The sequence below is a fragment of the Chitinophaga pinensis DSM 2588 genome (genome assembly GCF_000024005.1).
Taxonomy (GTDB): domain Bacteria; phylum Bacteroidota; class Bacteroidia; order Chitinophagales; family Chitinophagaceae; genus Chitinophaga; species Chitinophaga pinensis.
In genome coordinates this window covers 8,734,204-8,754,157 of the sequence record NC_013132.1, presented here as the reverse complement: position 1 = coordinate 8,754,157, position 19,954 = coordinate 8,734,204, and the positions used below count along the sequence as shown (strand labels likewise).

Below are 19,954 nucleotides of genomic sequence, written 5' to 3'. Positions count from 1 at the left end.
TTTTTATTGGTTAAAAAGTACGATCTGTTGTATATCTAACCAATGTTTCCAGTCCGGCGCGGATATCATTAGCCGGGAAGCTATGCAGAACGGCGAGTGCTTCATCGCGGTACTGGAACATTTTCTCCTGTGTATATTCAATACCACCTGATTTTTTTACCAGGTCGATTACTTCTGCGACTTTGTCTTTATCGGTGTTGTGATTTTTGACAATATTAATAATACGTCTGCGGATATCAGGCGTTGCGTGTTCGAGGGTATAAATGAGCGGGAGGGTCATTTTTTTCTCGCGGATATCGATACCGGTGGGTTTACCGATTTTATCGGAGCCATAATCGAAGAGGTCATCTTTGATCTGGAAGGCGACACCTACTTTTTCACCGAACAGGCGCATCTTTTCGGTTGTTTCATCGTCATTGGTGGTGCTCCAGGCGCCAGCTGCGCAGGCAGAGGCGAGGAGGGAGGCGGTTTTACGACGGATGATTTCGAAATAGATATCTTCTTTAATATTCAGCTTACGGGTCTTTTCGATCTGGAGCAGTTCACCTTCACTCATTTCCTTTACGGCTTCTGAGAGGATCTTCAGAGATCTGAATTCATTATTATCTACTGAAAGCAGTAATCCTTTAGAAAGGAGGTAGTCACCTACCAGCACGGCTATTTTGTTTTTCCACAGTGCATTGATGGAAAAGAAGCCGCGTCTTTCGTTGGCGTCATCCACTACGTCGTCATGAACGAGAGTGGCGGTATGAAGCAGTTCAACCAGGGCTGCAGCTCTGTATGTGCTTTCCTGTATATTATTATTAAAGAGTTTTGCCGATAGGAGCACAAACATGGGTCTGATCTGCTTGCCTTTACGTTTAACGATGTAATGCATGATCCTGTCCAGCAATGGGACATGACTTTTTACAGCGTCAGAGAATTTGCTTTCAAAATCCTGTAATTCCTTACTGATCAGGTGTTTAATTTCGTCCATAGGTGCTTTAAAAAGATTGCTAAGCTATGCTTTAAAAGTCAAATTTTAACAAATTGGCCCTTAATTTGTATATATCGGTGTAACATAACTTTAACATTACATTGTTTTAGTTATAACAAATATGCTTATTCGTTATGTGCCGGGCCAAGTTAAGGTATAACATTTGTTTTGCCTAAGCACTAATAGTTAAGTAGTTATCAATGAAAATAATATTGTAACAAAAATTTGAATATTCATCTGAGAATTTTACCTTTGCTGGGTAAAAAACGGGTTATTAGTAAATTTTTAACAGTTTTTAAATAGAAAACAATTATGGCAAGCAAAAAGTACTTATTACTGGCAGGCGCTATGAGTCTCCTAGCGGCGTCCTCCAGTTTTGCACAAGTTACCCCTGTTTATGATGCCCTGGATTCAACCAAAGTTCCAGCATCCAGACAGGCGCAACAGAACAATTTCTCTAACCACCAGTATGACTTCCCTGCTAAACCACGTGATATGTGGGAATTAGGTTTCCACGGTGGTCTGCACCTGATCAACGGTACTATCCCGGCCAGACCAGGTTTCGGTGGTGGTGTTTCCCTGAGAAAATCACTGGGTCATACTTTCTCCATCAGAGGTGAATACACTGGTTCCTTTGATAAAGGTATGGATTACAGATTAAGACCTGCAATCTACAACAACAGCACTGCATGGGGTACTACAGCAGCAGCAAACGGTGGTAACATCGTAGCTAACTACAAAACTGCTACTCACCAGTTGTCCCTGGATATGATCGCTTCCCTGAGCAACATCCTGTTCTACAAAGCACAGCCAAAACTTAACTGGTACGTGTTTGCAGGTTATAGCCTGGGTCTGATCGACGTTGACGTTGATGCGTTAAACGGTAATGCAGCTTACGATTTCTCTGGTATCAACTTCAATGCTCCTCGTAAGGACATTAAAGACCAGCTGAAAAACCTGTTTGACGGAGATTACGAGCAGAACGCTCCATCTCAGGGTAACAGAGGTAACATCGGTCGTAGAGATGACAACGCCCTGCTTCGTCATGGTGCTGACTTCGGTACTGGTGTAGCTTTCAGAGTTTCTAAACGTTTCAACATCGGTATTGAAGAGAAATATACTTTATACTTTGATGATTATCTGGATGGTTATTCCAGCCCATATAGCAACCACAAAGATGCGTTCAGCTATACCAGCGTTCGTCTGAACTTCAACCTGGGTAACTCTTCTAAACGCGTTGAGCCATTATGGTGGGTAAATCCGCTGAATTACGCTTACAACGAACTGAGCGCTCCTCGTCACATGAAGCTGCCTACTCCGGTACTGCCTGATGCTGATGGTGATGGTGTTACTGATCAGTTCGATCGTGAACCAAACACTCCAGCTGGTGCTCCAGTTGATGTTCACGGTGTAGCTAAAGATACAGATGGTGATGGTGTTCCTGACTACAAAGACAAACAGCTGGTAACTCCAACTTATTGCCAGCCAGTTGATGCTGATGGTGTTGGTAAATGCCCAGATCCTGAGTGCTGCAAGAACATTGCTCCAGTAGCAAATTGCGCTACCCTGGTTCTGCCTAGCGTAAGCTTCAAAGGTAGCTCTACTAAAGTTGCATCTGACAACGAAGCTATCCTGGCTAGCGTTGCTGCAACCCTGAAAGGTGCTCCATCTTGCAACATCCTGGTTACCGGTCACGCAGGTGCTAAAGGTAAAAAAGGTGGTGTTGACCTGAGCAGCAGAAGAGTTGACGCAGTTATCGACTACCTGGCTGATAAGCAAGGTATCGATCGCGGTCGCTTCATCAAACAAAACACTCCTGGTGAGTCTTCTACTGTTGATTTAGCTCCAGCTAACTAATAGTGTCTCACTAAGAAGATATAAGGCCCCGTCTCGGATAAATCGAGACGGGGTTTTTTAATGCCCCGATATTTTTGATAATTTTGTAGATCTTCTTAAATCCACCTACCTTTGGTGGCTTTTTTATTAAATACATATTTCGTGAGAAAAGACATTAACAGGATTAGCCTGGCCGGTTTAGTAGTAGCTTTAGGTATTATTTACGGTGACATTGGAACCTCTCCGTTATACGTTTTCAAGGCCATTGTAGGCAATAATCCCGTAAGCGATCTCCTGGTTATCGGTGGTATATCCTGTATCATCTGGACCCTGACTTTACAAACAACCATCAAGTACGTAATCCTGACCCTCAGGGCCGATAACAAAGGCGAAGGCGGGATTTTCTCCTTATATGCGTTGGTCAGAAGGCATGCCAGATGGGCAGTCATATTCGGGATGATCGGAGGAGCCGCATTGCTCGCAGACGGTATCATTACCCCACCTATCACTGTTACATCTGCTATTGAAGGTTTACGTACCCTGGAGGTATTTAAAGACCTCAGCCAGTGGGCTATCGTCAAAATCGTACTGACTATTATTACCTTATTGTTCGTCGTTCAACAGTTTGGTACGGTGTCCATCGGTAAATTATTCGGCCCTATCATGGTGATCTGGTTCTCCATGCTGGGTGTGCTCGGACTGTCACACATCGTAGACGACGTATCCGTATTTAAGGCTTTCAGCCCGCATTACGCTATTAAACTGCTGACGACCTATCCCCGTGGATTTATGATATTAGGCGCCGTATTCCTGTGTACGACAGGGGCGGAAGCGCTCTATTCCGACCTCGGCCACTGTGGAAAGGGCAACATACGCATCTCCTGGACCTTCGTAAAAGCCTGCCTGATCCTGAACTATCTCGGACAAGGCGCATGGCTGCTTACGCAGAAAGGTCAGATCATTCCAAAAGATACCAACCCCTTCTTTGCCATCATGCCGGAATGGTTTGTCATCTTTGGTGTATTGATTGCCACCCTGGCCTCCATTATTGCCAGTCAGGCCTTGATATCGGGGTCGTTTACCCTCATTTCAGAGGCGATGCGACTCAACCTCTGGCCTAAGTTAAAGATCAACTATCCGACAGAAATGCGCGGACAACTCTATATCCCTGGTATCAATACCATGCTGTTTGTAGGGTGTGTGGCTATCGTACTGATCTTTAAAGAATCCAGCGCCATGGAAGCGGCTTATGGTCTCTCCATCACTATCTGTATGCTGATGACCTCCTGTCTCTTCGCTTTCTATCTTTATACACGAAGGGTTAGATTAAGCCTTATCCTGATCTACCTGGTGATCTATTTTACGCTTGAATTCTCCTTCCTTTTTGCAAACCTGGTGAAATTCATGCACGGTGGTTATGTGACCGTTATCGTGGCCGGAGTACTCTTCCTGATCATGATGGTATGGTACAAGTCCCGTAAGATCAAAAACCGTTACGTAGAGTTTGTCAGACTTGAAGATCACCTGCCGGTGATCCAGGAGCTGAGCAATGACAGCACCATCCCTAAATATGCCACTCACCTGGTGTATATGAGCAGTGCCGACAATCCGAAGGAAATTGAACATAAGATCATCTACTCGATTCTGAATAAAAAGCCGAAGAGAGCAGATATCTACTGGTTTGTGCATGTGGATGTAGTGGACGAACCTTATCTGAGTGAATACTCTGTACAGACCATCATTCCAAATGAGGTGATCAGGGTGGAATTCAGATTGGGTTTCAAAGTGGAGCAGCGTATCAACCTCATGTTCCGTATGGTAGTGGAAGACATGGTGCGTAACAAGGAGGTGAACATCACCAGCCGTTACGAATCACTAAGTAAAAACAATGTGGTGGGAGACTTCCAGTTTATTGTCATGGAGAAATTCCTGTCACACGACAACGACCTGCCATTGTACGAGCGACTGGTCATGCGTATGTATTTCTTCCTGAAGAAGATCAGTTTGTCAGAGGAGCGTGGTTTCGGACTGGATTCCAGTTATGTGACCATCGAAAAGTATCCGCTGGTAGTGGCGCCTGTCACGAACCTGCAATTGCGACGAATCATACATTCTTAATAAAAGAAAGGCCGGTATCAGGTGATACCGGCTTTCTTATTTTTTAGTCAATATAGAACCCAAATTTTCCCATTCTTTCATCGCGCATGGCTTCCATAATTTCCGTCTGTGTATTCATTACATACGGTCCGTGCCATGCCACCGGCTCATTCAGCGGTTCACCATCACAATACAATATGATCGCATCTGTACCTGCTGTGACACTGATTTCATCGCCATCATTATCAAACAGCACTAATGCCCTGTCGCCTGCTGTTTTACCATTCACTGTCAGATCTCCTTTCAACACATAAAACAACACGTTTCTACCCTTTGCTACCTGGATATCGGTCTTACTGCCAGCCTGCATCTTTATCAGTGATGCATTGATCCCTGTCAGTGAACTGATCGCTCCTTTATGGCCGTTAAAGGTACCCCCGGCAACCACTACCTGCACCTTATCATCATCTGTTTTCACAACAGGAATATCCTGTTGCTGCAAGCCTGTATACTTGGCCGGCGTCATTTTCAGCTTTGCAGGGAGATTGATCCACAGTTGCAAGAGTTCCAGATCACCGCCTTCTTCTTTGAAAGAATTTTCTACATATTCATTGTGGATAAGTCCCCTTGCGGCAGACATCCATTGTATACCGCCTTCGTCGATCCTGCTATGATAACCGTGAGAATCTTTGTGCACCACGTGTCCGCTGATGATCCAGGTCACTGTTTCAAATCCTCTGTGAGGATGCGGTCCGAATGGCATACCACTGTTGTCGGGAGGTAGTGTCATCGGGCCGTGGTGGTGTAATAACAGGAATGGGTCCGTTGCCTTACCGTCCTGATAGGGCAAAGGACTGTAAAAGTAATAATCGCTCTGAGAGCCGTTTATCGGGTGGTTGTTTACAACCTTGTTTACTGTCTTTTGCATGTAGCAAATTTACGACAGAATAACAGCGTAAGGAATGGATAGAAGTCAGTAAAGGGTGGATGATTTTAGTCATCCTTGCTGGTGTAGGGCAAGGTGATCATTTTGATGATGTCAACAAAATGGTCACTTGTTATTTTTTTCCTCCGCAATCACCGGATCATATTTCACCGCTGCTTTCATCAGCTGATCTGCATAGTCATAGATATCATCTACACTTCCAATTTCAATCCTTTCTTCATTGTCTTTATCAAACAGTGAGAGGTATTTCCGCTTGCCGTTCAGGTGTACCCTGCATAAAGGTCTTCTGTTATTATCATCCAGTAAGATACCGAAGTAAGACTGTGTATCTCTGAATACGATACGGCCTGCACTTATCTTCTGTCTCAGCATAGAACGCACGATATGGAATGCTTCCAGTTCTTCTTCTGTTGTGACGATTTTTGCATCCTCGCCGGTGGGTATTTCTGTTTCTGCGGGTTCTTCTTTTATCTCCTGTTGCTGTTGTGTATTGAGCGCAGATTTTAGTCTTTCATTGATGGTATCATTGATGAACTGTTGATAGGATTTCTTCAGTAATCCTTTGAATTGCTCCAGGATTCTTGCTGTTACAGAGGAGGGATAAACAAGTTTTGCGAAGTAGCGTGTGAACTCGTCAGACGGTTCATTGAGATCACCGGCAATGATGTTTTTTATTTCATTGGTGTATTTCAGTTCGCTGGCAGTTGTTAATATTTTATCCAGGTCAAAGTAGCTCTTGTGAAACTCTTTCAGCTTTTCTGTCTGATTTTCTTTCAGGTCATCAATATAGAATTCGAAGAAGGGTTTTTCATCCATTTTATTAGGTTCTACCAGGTCTGTGTAGAACTTGTAATGAATGCCATTTGTCAGGATGCTGAATCTTGCGCTGGTGCAATGAAAGTAGCGGAACAACTGGCTGTTGTGCGGATTGAGATCAGTGGACCAGTGTTTACATTCCACGAGGATAGTGGGTTTACCGTCCTGTATGATGGCATAGTCTACTTTTTCACCTTTTTTGATACCGATGTCAGCGATGAATTCGGGCGTTACTTCCAAGGGATTGAACACGTCGTATCCAAGGCATTGGATGAAAGGCATAATGAAGGCATTTTTAGTAGCTTCTTCTGTCAGTATCTGATCTTTTAGTCTGGCGACTCTGTCGCCCAGTTGTTTGAGCTGATCTTTAAAATCCATAGGAGGCATTTTTTAATAGTGAGGTCATATGTTTTAAACCGTTGTGGGGGTAAAGTATTACGGTATCAAAAGTGAGGATATCCGCAGGGGAGAATTGTTAAGCAGCTGTTAACAAGGAAAAATCCTCTCCCTTCGCAGGGGATTTTTCCCCTTTATGATGGAATCAGGAACGTGCTTTGCTGCTTTTCTGAAAATACCTGCATATGGCTGAAACCAAACAAAAAGGAAGCGCAAGCGATCATCTTGCCAATGAGCGTACACTCCTTGCATGGACAAGGACCAGTATCGGCATCATGGCATTTGGCTTTGTAGTGGTCAAATTTTCGCTTTTCGTGAAGCAGCTGTCTCTGGCATTGGGAAAGGAATATATCATCCCTTCCAGGGGTTATTCTGCGATTGCAGGCATATTGCTGGTTGCTGTCGGCGCCAGTACGACGGTATTCTCTTATATCAGGTATAAACGTACGGAGCAGCAGTTGACGGAGGGGGTGTATCATCATTCGTCGCTGCTGATTACGTTGCTGACTGCTTTTATTTTCCTGGTAAGTATGTTATTGATTGTATATCTCGTGGAGAGCGCATAAAAAAAGTCCTCCGGGGAACCGGAGGACTTTCTTTAACACAACTAAAAAACAATCAAACGTCCGAATAGATCAATCGGGTTTTTTCCCATCTAAAAAGGTATTAATCGTATTGATTTCTGCCTGGTTATTCTGACCATCGGAAACAGTATAGTTAGAGTAGAAATTCTCTGCGGAACCTGCGCCGTTATCGAGGTTGATATTGCGGCGGATGTAAGCAGGGATGTTTTCCATCTCAGCATTATTCTCTATGCCTTTCACGTTGAAGCTGATGCTGCGCAGTTTTGCCACGCGTTCAGCCTGTTTACGTTTCTGCTCTTCCAGTTGTTCTTCAAATGCGTGCAGATGAATTTCTGAAGGGGCGTTTGGCGCCTGGTCTTCTTCTCTGAAGACGATTTTCATTTCAGCATCGGAGGCCGGTGTGTTGTTGCCTGGTTCAATGTAGATGTAAGCGGGACCGGAAGGGTATCCACCTGCAGCCGGATTAGGCTGTATTACATTTACGTTGCCGCTGTTGTAACCTGCTACTGGTTGCTGGTGCGTATTTACCGGCTCAACGTTGAGCGTATAGTTTTGTCTTTCCGGCTGTGCGGGTTGCACTGGCGGATAAGTCGTTACTGGCTGGGTCACCACAGGTTCTACCAGGCGGGGAGCCATATGGTCCGCTGGTTCGACGAACAACGGCGTACTTTGACGTGCGGTATTGTTCATCTTATTTTCATCACCGTTCTGGCCCAGCTGCATTACGATTTTGGGCTGATTGAGGGAAGGATCCTGTGGCGTCATTTTTACCTGCTGGATCGGTTTCTGTTCAAAACCGGTAGCGATAATGGTAACGCCCAGTTTGCGGTCAAGCGTATCGTCATAACCGACACCGAGGATCACATCGCAATCTTCACCTGCCTGGCTTTGTACGTATGCCTGGATCGTATCCATTTCATCCAGGGTATGTTCGAACTCACCTTCCTGGGATGCGATGTTGATAAGGATCCATTTTGCACCGCGAATATCGTTGTCGTTCAGCAGCGGAGATGTCAGTGCATCTTCGATCGCTTTCTGTGCACGGTTTTCACCTTCTGCAACAGCGGCGCCGAGGATGGCCACACCACCATTACGCATTACTGTACATACATCGGCAAAGTCCACGTTGATCTGACCAGTGGAGTTGATCACATCGGTGATACATTTAGCCGCTGTAGCTAATACGTTATCTGCTTTTTCGAAAGCTGCCTTGAATTTCAGATCGCCGTATTTCTGGCGCAGTTTGTCATTAGAGATGATCAGGAGTGTATCTACAGATTCTTTCAGTCTGGAGATGCCTTCATCTGCCTGTGCCATCCTTTTCTTCCCTTCGTAGGAGAAGGGTGTAGTAACAATACCCACCGTAAGAATACCCAGTTCCTTACATATACGTGCGATGATAGGAGCGCCACCGGTACCGGTACCACCACCCATGCCCGCCGTAATGAAGGCCATTTTGGTATTCACTTCTAAGATCTTTTTGATTTCTTCAAAGGATTCTTCCGTCGCCTGTTCACCGATGCGCGGATTGGCTCCGGCACCCAGACCCTGCGTCAGATGTGGTCCTAACTGAATTTTGTTAGGCACCGGGCTGTTCGAAATAGCCTGTGCATCGGTATTGCAGATGATAAAATTCACACCCTCGATGTGCTGGTTGAACATGTGGTTCACCGCATTACTACCGCCACCACCAATGCCTATCACCTTGATGATGGAAGATTTTTCTTTGGGAAGATCAAAATGTATCATGACTCTATCTCTTTTATGGGTTAGTTTGTATAATTAATAATGCGCCCCACAGTTCATCTTACGTTATTAATTATCCGCTATTAATTATTTGATTTTTAAATCGTTTGTGGCTGCAACAATTGCGCCATATCCGATAATACCCTTGTTAAAGTTTCGCATCTTCTTCTTCCGTGAACATGTCTATGATCTTTGTCTTCATCCTGTCCAGGAATGTTTTCAGCGAAGCATTCCGTTCTCTTGCTTTTCTCTCCTGAATCTGCTCAACAGTAGGTTCATCGTCTTCCCAGCTTTCTTCCGGAAGGTTGACAGTTTTAGCTGCCTGTTCTTTCGCCACGTAGCTGGTGTTGATCTTTACATAGTTTTCTTCCAGTGCTCTGCGATCGTTCTCATAGTCATTGTAACCTTTGAGTATGAGACCTACGCAGGTAGCGTACATGGGCTTGGTCAGTTCGTCGATATGACCGCTTGCCAGGTGTTCGTTCGGGTAGCCGATACGTGCGCTTACACCGGTAGTATATTCTGTTAACTGTATGAGGTGTTTCAGCTGAGAACCACCACCGGTCAGGATAATACCGCCATTCAGCATTTTATTATCCATACCGATCTGTTTCAGATGGTACACCACGAAGTCCATGATCTCACTCATACGTGCCTGTATGATGTGGGCCAGGTTCTTTACAGAGATCTCTTTCGGGCTCTGGCCACGCAGACCAGGAATGGTGATGTAGGCGTTGCTCTTAGCTTCATCAGCCAGTGCGTAGCCGAACTGCACCTTCATTTGTTCTGCCTGTGTTTTCAGTACACCCAGACCGTTTTTGATATCGTTGGTGATGTTTTCACCACCGTATGGGATCACGGCTGTGTGTTTCAGTATACCTTCATAGAACACGGCGAGGTCTGTCGTACCACCACCGATATCTACGATTGCTACACCTGCTTCGAAGTCCATGTCACACATAACAGCTGCTGCGGATGCCAGTGGCTGCAGTACGAGGTCATGTATTTTCAGACCGGATTTCTCCACGCTACGATTGATATTACGGATAGCATTTTTATCGCCGGTGATGATGTGGAAGTTAGCGCCGACCTTCACACCTGACATACCGATAGGGTAGGTGATGTTCTGGAGGCTATCCACGATATACTGTTGCGGAATCACGTCAATGATCTGATCACTGGCAGGGATCACCGTTTTATACTGGTCATTGATCAGCTGATCAATGTCTTTTTGCGAAATTTCTGCATCCGTGTCGCTACGAACGATGTCGCCGCGTGTCTGCAAACTTTTTATATGATGACCTGCGATACCAACGTATACTTCATTGATTTCGAGATTCGGATTAGAAGCGTAGCAATTTTCGAGTGCTTGACGGATCGCCTTGATCGTCTGATCGATATTCAGCACCATACCGTGCTGTACTCCGAAAGACGGGGCTTTACCGAATCCCAGGATTTCCAGTTTCCCGTATTCATTCTTTCTTCCTGCTATGGCAGCAATCTTTGTAGTGCCAATATCGAGACCTACAATGATGGGAGCTTCCTGATTCATGGCGTTCTATTGTTTTTTGTTGTGTTGACAGATTTTTTAACCGGTTTATACACAGCCTTCGGAGCCTTCTTTTTATCTGACGCCGTTTCCTTTTGTACTTTCGGTTTTGAAAGCGATGGCCTTGCTGTTACTACTCTGGCCGGCGCTTTCACACTTGTTGTTGTTTCCGTGTGCTTTTCGTCATCGCGGTGTATCAGATATCCGTCGGAAGAATCACTTAGTCTGGCAATACGTGCACTGTCTTCTGTTGCCAGCTTTTTCGACAACTCTTCTCCTGTTCTTCTTGTACATACTACCTCATTGTCATAAGCAACATTAATCCTGGCGTAATTGTTCCAGCCTACTTTATTCAGTCCTTCTTTATAGAACGCCAGCAGTTTGCTGAACTTCTTTTCCACGTCGGTCCCGTCTCCGAATGCGATTACGTGATCGCCCAGTTTTGGGATTAGTTCAAACTCACGCCCCGGAGTGATCGTTATCTGTTCTATCTGAGCAGACCAGAACGGATCTTCCTGAATAAAGCTGCCGAGTGCCATGATCCCTGCTGCTACCATGCTGTCTGCAGATGCAAGTTTTGCAGCATCAGTAGGGAAGTCTGTGAACACCGGTACGCGGGCGGCGTAGCGGGTGGATACCGGTATACGGTCTCCGTCCCTGTCAAAGTAAAAGCTGTTACCGCTTGTCGTGAATACACGTGCCAGCGGTTCCCGCTGTGTTACTTTGATATTCAGCCTGCGCTGATTGTCTATGAATATCTCCGCTTTTTTTACCCATGGATCGCGTGACACGATCTGTTCCAGGCTGGCGGTGTTGATATCCTTGATGGCTTTTCCGACAGGGTTTTTAGTCTTATCGGCAGCTACCAGTGCTTTGATATCTTTTTCTTCTACAAAGAAGTTTGCGTCATCTTCTCCCTGGAGTTTCACCACGATGCCGGTGCACTTGCCGTCATTTTTGTCATTCACTGCGGATACCAGCAAGATGACAAAACCGGCCAGCACACCCATCCAGAGGAGGGTAGTACCGATTCGTCTTAATACCTTACGGGTCTTTGTCTGCATTGGGTGTTTCCTACAGTTTTAAGCTTTCTTTTTTACTTCTTCGTTTTCTACGATGCCTTTTCCGTTCAGCACTTCTTCAACGGGCTCGCGGAACTGATCGATGTCTCCGGCGCCTGCTGTGATAAATAGTGGTGCGCTGTTCGCTTTTACCCAGGAGAGCACGTCTTCTTTCCGGATTACCTGAACGGGTTTTGTGATCATCTTTGCAATCATCTCGCTGTGTACACCTTCTATAGGCAGTTCACGTGCGGGATAGATTGGCAGCAGCAGTACTTCATCCGCCAGTGACAGGCTCTCTGCAAACCCTGTTGCAAAGTCGCGTGTGCGTGTGTACAGGTGAGGCTGAAACAGCACGACACATTTTCTGTCAGGGAATAACGCACGAGCACTGCTAATAAGTGCGCGCAGTTCTTCCGGGTGATGTGCATAATCGTCGATGTATATCTGGTAATCATTTTTCACCAGGTATTCAAAGCGACGTTTGATGCCTTTGAAGTCAGCGATTGCTGCTTTGATCTTTTCATCTGCAATACCTAACAGGTGTGCTACTGCAATTGCTGCTACTGTATTCTCGATGTTGTGTGTACCGCCGATCGGAAGGTAGATGTCTGTCAGTGTCCAGTTGTGCTGTATTACATCAAATCTGTATCCACCTTCATCCGGGCGTATATTGGCTGCATATATGTCAGCTTTGTTGTCTTCCAGGTGATACCATATGTGATTGTCCCCTTTCAGTTCTGCTGCGCGGTGTAGTCCCTGCTTTGCCACCAGTGTGCCTTTTGCTTTGATGTTGCGGGTATACTGTATAAATGCTTCCTGTACTTCTTCTTCTGTACCGTAAATATCCAGGTGATCTGCGTCAATGGCAGTCAGTACTGCCACATCGGGATGCAGCTTCAGGAATGAACGGTCATATTCGTCGGCTTCTATTACAGCTACCTGTTTGTCGCTGCTCCAGAAGTTACGGTCATAGTTGGCGCTGATACCTCCGAGGAAAGCGTTACAGCCGTAACCGGTGTGTCTGAGTATATGAGCGATCAGGGTAGAGGTGGTAGTTTTACCATGTGTACCTCCAACGGTGATCGCGTATAATTCTTTGGTGATCTCCTGTAATACGTCGCTACGTTTTACTACTTCGAAGCCTTTCTCACGGAACCAGATCAGTTCTGTATGCGAAGCAGGTATAGCGGGTGTGTACACGATCAGGTCAGCCTGCTGGTCGGCCAGCTGTACATCATCTGTATAGTGGATCTGCATGCCTTCTTCTGCCAGCTGGCGTGTGAGCGCCGTTTCGGTACGGTCATAACCGCTTACCTGCATACCCTTCTCATTAAAGAAGCGTGCAATAGCGCTCATGCCGATGCCTCCTATGCCAATGAAGTAGATGCGTTTTATTTTGTTCAGATCCATTTTCTCAATACGTGATTTACCCTATTAATGCCATTACCTGTTTTGCGATGACCATGTCAGCGTTGGTATTGCCCAGTTTTCCTATGTTCTCTTCCAGTTGTTCCATCAGTGCTTTGTTTTGCACCAGGCTGAATAATGTTGTCCCCAGTTGTGTCGCCGCTTCATCATTTTTAATAATGAGGGCTGCCTTTTTATTCACTAAACTCTGCGCATTGAAGGTCTGATGATCTTCTGCCGCAAACGGATATGGTACGAATATGACCGGTTTTTTCACCACACACAGTTCAGCAATTGCCAGTGCGCCTGCACGTGATATGACCACGTCAGCTGCTTTATAGGCAAAGTCCATGAGGTTGATGAACTCAAACACTTTTACGTGTGATGCATATGCGGCGGCTGCACTCTTTGCTGTTTCGAAATACGGCTTACCTGTTTGCCAGATCAGCTGGATATCCTTTTCCACAAAACTCGCCAGCATAGGATGCAGTGCTTCGTTGATGGCTTTTGCTCCAAGGCTGCCACCTACTGCAAATACGGTTGTTTTACCGCTTTGCAGGCCGAAATGCTGCGCTGCTTCTTCACGTGTCACGGATGACTGTGTAATGTTGCCTCTTACAGGATTACCGGTTACCACGATCTTATCGGCAGGGAAGAATTTTTCCATACCATCGTAGCCGGTGCAGATCTTCTTTGCTTTTTTGCCCAGCGACATATTAGCCTTGCCGGCGAAAGAGTTCTGTTCCTGTATCAGTGTCGGGATGCCTTTACTCTGCGCTTTTCGCATGATGGGGAAGCTGGCGTAACCACCAACGCCAACCACTGCCTGTGGCTGGAACTGATCGATGATACGGCGTGCCTGTCCCAGGCTTTTCAATATCTTAAACGGTAATAACAGGTTTTTCAACATGTTACTACGATTGAAACCAGCTATTTCCAGTCCTTCGATCTTGTAGCCTGCCTGCGGCACTTTCTCCATCTCCATTTTTCCTTTGGCGCCTACGAAAAGAATCTCAGTTTCCGGATCTATCTTCTTCAACGCATTGGCAATGGCAATGGCCGGGAAGATATGTCCTCCTGTACCCCCACCTGCTATGATAATTCTGCGTTGCATCTGTTTTTATTTACTTTTTATTTAGTTCTTTTAAGCTGCTGGTTGCATACCATTCTGTTCCATCACTTTCGCTATTCTTTCCTGTTCTATCCTTTTGCCTTCCAGGTCTTCAACGTTGCGGGATACGCTCAGTATGATACCTATTGCAAGACTGGTAAAGATCACGGAAGAACCTCCCATACTCACCAGTGGCAGCGTAACACCTGTTACCGGAAAGAGCCCTACATTCACTGCCATGTTAGTCAGTGCCTGTATAGCAAGCGTGACGCTGAGCCCTACTGCCAGAAATGCGCCGAATGCATAGGGACATTTTCTGTAAATGCGTATACTACGTAGTAATAGCAACATATAGGCCATCAATATCAAAAAGGCGCCAAATATACCATACTCCTCGATAATTGTTGCGTAGATGTAATCACTATACGCATGAGGAAGAAAGTTTCTCTGGGTGCTGTTGCCTGGTCCTTTTCCTATAACGCCGCCACCTGCGATGGCGATGTTTGCCTGTTGTACCTGATAAGGCAGTTCATCTTTGTCTGTCGATACAAAATGTTCCACCCTTTTCTTCCAGGTTTCCAGACGCATCGGATTACCTGTTGCTACAGCGATACCTATTATCAGCAGGATCATTACCATACCGGCTATTACCATGGAAGCCAGGAACCTGACAGGTACCCGGCCAATGAAGCACAGTATCATACAACTCGCGCCCAGTAACAATGCCGTTGACATATTCGCCGGCATGATCAGCGCACATACTATCGCTACCGGTATAATGATGGGCAGAAAGCCTTTCTTAAAATCGGTAATGATGTGCTGGCGTCTTGACAGCTGACGGCTTACATACATGAATATGGCCAGTTTAGCCACATCCGATGTCTGAAACGTCAGGTTGATCACCGGCAGCCGGATCCACCGGCTGGCATCGTTCAGACTATGTCCGAACGCCAGTGTATATATCAGCAAGGGAATTGAGATGATAAACCCTATCTGTGCAGCACGTGAGTAAATCGTATAATTCACCCTGTGCGCGAAATAGATGATCAGCAACCCCATTCCAAGTACGCTCAATTGTTTAAACAGATAGTACTCCGTATGACCACCCTGCTCACGATACGCCAGGGATCCCGTGGCGCTGTAAACAGCGAGCAGGCTTACCAGTGACAGGAAGATCACGATCGTCCATATCACTTTGTCTCCTTTTGTCCTCTGAAGTACGTCCATCTCAACTTTTTTGGCGCCTGTCTATCCAGATACGAAACCCGGATACAGGCTGGTTACAGTTCTTTTACTGCTTCCTTGAACTGCCGGCCTCTGTCTTCATAATTCTTGAAGAGATCGAAGCTTGCGCAGGCAGGAGAGAGCAGTACCACATCTCCTTTGGCCGCATACTGGAAGGCAGCATTCACTGCATCCTTCATACTGCGTGTATCTATCATCACCGGTGTGTAGCCTGATAATGCATCCTGTATCGGTGCATTGTCAACGCCCAGACAGATGATCGCTTTTACTTTTTCTTTTACCAGATCGCGTATCGCACTGTAGTCATTGCCTTTATCCACACCACCCATTACCAGGACTACCGGGTGTTCCATACTTTCCAGGGCAAACCAGAGGGAGTTAACATTTGTCGCTTTACTATCATTGATGAAATCCACGCCGCGTACCGTCGCCACATACTCCATCCGGTGTTCGAGGCTCTTGAAGGAGGTCAGACTCTCGCGAATCTTTTCCTTTCTGATGTCCATCGTTCGCCCAGCAATACCGGCTGCCATGGAATTGTACAGGTTATGTTTGCCTTTTAATGCGAGATCATACATTGATACGATCATTGGCTCATCATTAACCTGGATGTTCACCTGTTCGTTTGCCATAAATCCTCCTTGCTTTAATGGTTCCATGATAGTAAACGGTATTGTTGTTGAATAAATAGTATGTTCCTTCAGATAATTCGTGATTTCAGGATCATCTATACAATACACGAAATAATCTTCCGGTCCCTGATTCATCGCTATGCGGAATTTTGACGCCACATAATTCGCCATTTTGTAGTCATAACGGTCCAGGTGATCTGGTGTTATGTTCAACAGAATAGCGACGTTTGGTTTAAAATCCCTGATATCGTCCAGTTGAAAACTACTCACTTCTACAATGTAATAATCCGCCGGCGCTGTCGCTATCTGCCTCGCGTAACTGAGGCCGATATTTCCTACCATTGCAGCATGTAAACCTGCTGTTTCAAAGATGTTGAAAGTGAGCGCCGTTGTTGTGCTTTTGCCGTTGCTACCGGTGATGGCAATGACCTTACTGTCTTTGCTGTACCGGTAAGCGAATTCTATCTCAGAGATCACAGGTACCTGTTGTGCGCGAACCTTTTTCATCAATTCGCTTTTCTCAGGAATGCCGGGACTCTTAATGATCTCATCTGCATTCAATATCACATCCCAGGAATGTCGTCCCTCTTCAAAAGGGATGTGGTTAACTGCCAGTTCCTGTTTATAGATGTCTTTTATAGCACCGCCATCAGATACAAATACATCATACCCCTGCTGCTTACCCAGAAGGGCAGCACCGATACCGCTTTCACCGGCTCCAAGTATGATGAGTTTCTTTTGCATGTTTATCTCATTTTTAACGTTGCTATTGATACTGCTGCGCAGATGATGGTCACGATCCAGAATCTTACCGCAATTTTACTTTCATGATATCCCAGTTTCTGATAGTGATGGTGCAGCGGAGACATCTTAAAAATGCGCCGGCCTTCGCCATACTTTTTCTTGGTGTATTTGAAGTAGGAGACCTGCAGCACCACGCTGAGGTTTTCTATCAGGAACACACCGCAGAAGATCGGGATCAGGAGCTCTTTTCTCACGATAATCGCGATAGAAGCAATTATACCACCCAGTGCAAGACTTCCGGTATCACCCATGAATACCTGCGCCGGATAAGCGTTGTACCAGAGGAAGCCCACACATGCACCTACGAAGGCCGCAATGAAGATGGACAGTTCACCCAGGTTGGGGATGTACATAATGTTCAGATACTCGGCAAACTGTATGTTACCCGATACATAGGCGAAGACGCCAAGACACACGCCTATTACTGCGGATACGCCTGTTGCCAGTCCATCCAGTCCGTCTGTCAGGTTGGCCCCGTTAGACACTGCCGTGATAATCACAATCACGATCAGGATGTAGAGGATGAATGTATATTTTTCAGCGCCTGGTCCCATCCAGGAGATCAGTTTGGCATAGTTGAACTCATGATTCTTTACAAAAGGGATGGTGGTGATCGGCGTTTTTACATCTGCAAATCTGTGTCCATCTTTTGTAACCCTTTCCTGGTGGTTCACTGTTCTTTCATACGGTGCGAGTTTTTTACCGCCGATGATCTCACGGGAGATCACTACGTTATCGTTGAAATACAGTGTGCTACCTATGATGATGCCCAGACCTATCTGTCCGAGCACTTTAAACTTACCTGCAAGTCCTTCTTTATTTTTCCTGAAGACTTTAATATAATCATCCAGGAAACCGATCAGTCCTAACCATACTGTACAGAGCAGCATCAGCCAGATATACACTGTTTTGATCTGTGCAAACAGCAGGGTAGGAATGAGGATGGAAGAAAGGATGATGAGACCGCCCATGGTAGGGGTACCTTTTTTGGAATTTTCTCCTGCCAGTCCCAGATCACGGATGGTTTCACCGATCTGTTTACGCTGGAGATACTTCACAATGCGTTTACCTAATAACAGGGAAATCGCTAACGACAGCAGCAATGCCATGGTCACCCGGAACGTGATGAATTGAAACATCCCGCTGCCGCTGAAGTTTAATGATTTGAGATAGTTAAATAAGTAATATAGCATATCGTTAGTTAGTCTCGGTCAATAGCCTGTAGTCGTTACTTACAGGTGTAGTTAGTTAGTTGTCTCAGTTGTCAGTTCTCGTTATTTCCCCATTAGTTCCAGCATCTCAAGCAATACCTTTTTATCGTCGAAGGGGTGTTTTACGCCCTGGATCTCCTGGTATTTCTCGTGGCCTTTGCCGGCTATCAGGATGATATCATCCGGATTGGCGAGGCTGATGGCTGTTTTGATGGCTTCTTTTCTATCTGTGATAGATAGTGCCTTTCTTTTCTGATGCACCGGTATACCTGCTTCCATCTGTTGAATGATGGCTACGGGATCTTCCGAGCGCGGATTGTCAGACGTCAGGATCACTTTATCGCTGTGTTCAGTAGCTGCTGCTGCCATTACAGGGCGTTTCGCCGTATCGCGGTCGCCACCGCAGCCTACCACTGTGATTACCTGTTCGTTGCCTTTACGCAGGTTTTTAATGGTAGCGAGTACATTCAGCAGTGCATCAGGCGTATGTGCATAGTCCACAATACCGATGATCCTGTCTTTAGCAGAGGTGATGTAATCAAATCTTCCTTCTGCACCTGACAGATCGCTGAGCGCCTGCAGTACTTCGTCTTTATCCTGTCCCAGCAGTATGGCTGTTCCATATACTGCCAGCAGGTTGTATGCATTGAATTCTCCGATCAGGCGGAAGTGTACTTCCTTTTCATTCACTGTCATGATCAGCCCTGTCAGGTTGTTCTCCAGGATTTTGCCCTTGAAGTCGGCCACTGTTTTGAGGCTGTATGACTGTTTCTTCGCCCTGGTGTTCTGCAGCATTACATTTCCCCGCTTGTCATCCAGGTTGGTGAGTGCGAAGGCGGTTGTTGGCAGTCCGTCGAAGAACGCTTTTTTCACCTTGATATACTCGTCGAAGGTCTTGTGGTAATCCAGGTGATCATGAGTGATGTTGCTGAAAATACCACCGGCGAATTTCAGTCCGGCGATACGTTGCTGATGCACCGCATGTGAACTGACTTCCATAAACACATATTCACAGCCTTCATCCACCATATCTGCCAGTAAAGCATTCAGGTGGATTGCATCAGGAGTGGTATGTGTGGCTGGTACGACCTTATCACCGATCTGGTTTTGTACAGTAGACAGCAGTCCGCAGTGGAAACGCAGTTTACTGAACAGGCGGAACAGGAGGGTAGCGATGGTTGTTTTACCATTGGTACCGGTTACGCCGACCAGTTTCAGTTTATGAGACGGATTATCGTAATAGTTACCAGCAATTACGCCGGCGGCAGTTGCGCTGCTGTTGACCAGTACGTAGGTAAGGTCATCAGCCAGGCTTTGCGGCAATTCTTCACAAATGATGACTGCTGCTCCCTGTGCGATTGCCTTGTCAATAAACAGGTGACCATCCGCATGTACGCCTTTGATGGCGATAAATGCGCCTCCCTGGGTAACTGCCCGGGAATCGATGCTCAGCGAATTCACAGCAGTGTCTGTACTACCGTGTACTTCGCGGATGCTCACATTGTATAATATGTCTCGCAGCGTCTTCATCATG

At 46.0% G+C, this 19,954-nt stretch carries 15 protein-coding genes; 3 read left to right on the top strand and 12 right to left on the bottom strand.

Annotated features, from left to right (window positions below; genetic code table 11):
* Positions 1-10 precede the first annotated feature (10 nt).
* Positions 11-976 (bottom strand): polyprenyl synthetase family protein, encoded by a 966-nt coding sequence (locus tag CPIN_RS34605; RefSeq protein ID WP_012794552.1) that lies wholly within the window; start codon positions 974-976, stop codon positions 11-13.
* A gap of 312 nt (positions 977-1,288) precedes the next feature.
* On the opposite strand from CPIN_RS34605, the gene CPIN_RS34600 reads away from it, so the two are divergent.
* Together CPIN_RS34600 and CPIN_RS34595 are read left to right on the top strand one after the other, a co-directional pair.
* Positions 1,289-2,833: an OmpA family protein gene (locus CPIN_RS34600; protein ID WP_012794551.1), complete on the top strand. Its 1,545-nt coding sequence runs from the start codon at positions 1,289-1,291 to the stop codon at positions 2,831-2,833.
* Positions 2,834-2,974: 141 nt separating this feature from the next.
* Positions 2,975-4,930, top strand: a complete 1,956-nt coding sequence (locus CPIN_RS34595) for a KUP/HAK/KT family potassium transporter (protein WP_044223156.1) — start codon at positions 2,975-2,977, stop codon at positions 4,928-4,930.
* A 43-nt stretch (positions 4,931-4,973) separates the two neighbouring features.
* Here the strand turns inward: CPIN_RS34595 and CPIN_RS34590 are convergent, their stop codons facing one another.
* On the bottom strand, positions 4,974-5,837 hold the full coding sequence (locus tag CPIN_RS34590; RefSeq protein WP_012794549.1) for a pirin family protein: 864 nt from the start codon (positions 5,835-5,837) through the stop codon (positions 4,974-4,976).
* A gap of 123 nt (positions 5,838-5,960) precedes the next feature.
* Complete coding sequence (locus tag CPIN_RS34585) at positions 5,961-7,049, bottom strand: type I restriction endonuclease (protein WP_012794548.1); 1,089 nt, start codon at positions 7,047-7,049, stop codon at positions 5,961-5,963.
* Positions 7,050-7,252: 203 nt separating this feature from the next.
* Here CPIN_RS34585 and CPIN_RS34580 point away from each other — a divergent pair, with 203 nt between their 5' ends.
* Positions 7,253-7,633, top strand: coding sequence for a YidH family protein (locus CPIN_RS34580; protein WP_012794547.1), 381 nt, complete (start codon positions 7,253-7,255; stop codon positions 7,631-7,633).
* A gap of 69 nt (positions 7,634-7,702) precedes the next feature.
* Here CPIN_RS34580 and ftsZ read toward each other — a convergent pair whose 3' ends face one another.
* The 9 genes from ftsZ to CPIN_RS34535 all read right to left on the bottom strand — a co-directional run bounded on the left by ftsZ (position 7,703) and on the right by CPIN_RS34535 (position 19,950).
* A complete protein-coding gene (gene ftsZ / locus CPIN_RS34575) occupies positions 7,703-9,400 on the bottom strand; it encodes a cell division protein FtsZ (protein WP_012794546.1) in 1,698 nt (565 codons plus the stop codon).
* 145 nt (positions 9,401-9,545) lie between these two features.
* Complete coding sequence (gene ftsA / locus CPIN_RS34570) at positions 9,546-10,949, bottom strand: cell division protein FtsA (RefSeq protein WP_012794545.1); 1,404 nt, start codon at positions 10,947-10,949, stop codon at positions 9,546-9,548.
* Positions 10,946-12,010: a cell division protein FtsQ/DivIB gene (locus tag CPIN_RS34565; protein WP_012794544.1), complete on the bottom strand. Its 1,065-nt coding sequence runs from the start codon at positions 12,008-12,010 to the stop codon at positions 10,946-10,948. Before CPIN_RS34565 ends, ftsA begins: the two co-directional genes overlap by 4 nt.
* Positions 12,011-12,028: 18 nt before the next feature.
* The gene (murC, locus tag CPIN_RS34560; protein ID WP_012794543.1) at positions 12,029-13,420 is read right to left on the bottom strand and encodes a UDP-N-acetylmuramate--L-alanine ligase; all 1,392 of its coding nucleotides are present in this window, start codon (positions 13,418-13,420) and stop codon (positions 12,029-12,031) included.
* 16 nt (positions 13,421-13,436) lie between these two features.
* A complete protein-coding gene (murG, locus tag CPIN_RS34555; RefSeq protein WP_012794542.1) occupies positions 13,437-14,531 on the bottom strand; it encodes an undecaprenyldiphospho-muramoylpentapeptide beta-N-acetylglucosaminyltransferase in 1,095 nt (364 codons plus the stop codon).
* A 30-nt stretch (positions 14,532-14,561) separates the two neighbouring features.
* The gene (locus CPIN_RS34550; RefSeq protein ID WP_012794541.1) at positions 14,562-15,755 is read right to left on the bottom strand and encodes an FtsW/RodA/SpoVE family cell cycle protein; all 1,194 of its coding nucleotides are present in this window, start codon (positions 15,753-15,755) and stop codon (positions 14,562-14,564) included.
* Positions 15,756-15,808: 53 nt separating this feature from the next.
* Positions 15,809-17,149 (bottom strand): UDP-N-acetylmuramoyl-L-alanine--D-glutamate ligase, encoded by a 1,341-nt coding sequence (gene murD / locus CPIN_RS34545; RefSeq protein WP_012794540.1) that lies wholly within the window; start codon positions 17,147-17,149, stop codon positions 15,809-15,811.
* Between the two features lie 2 nt (positions 17,150-17,151).
* Complete coding sequence (gene mraY / locus CPIN_RS34540) at positions 17,152-18,348, bottom strand: phospho-N-acetylmuramoyl-pentapeptide-transferase (RefSeq protein WP_245552062.1); 1,197 nt, start codon at positions 18,346-18,348, stop codon at positions 17,152-17,154.
* Between the two features lie 135 nt (positions 18,349-18,483).
* Positions 18,484-19,950, bottom strand: coding sequence for a UDP-N-acetylmuramoyl-L-alanyl-D-glutamate--2,6-diaminopimelate ligase (locus CPIN_RS34535; protein ID WP_012794538.1), 1,467 nt, complete (start codon positions 19,948-19,950; stop codon positions 18,484-18,486).
* Positions 19,951-19,954: the final 4 nt, after the last annotated feature.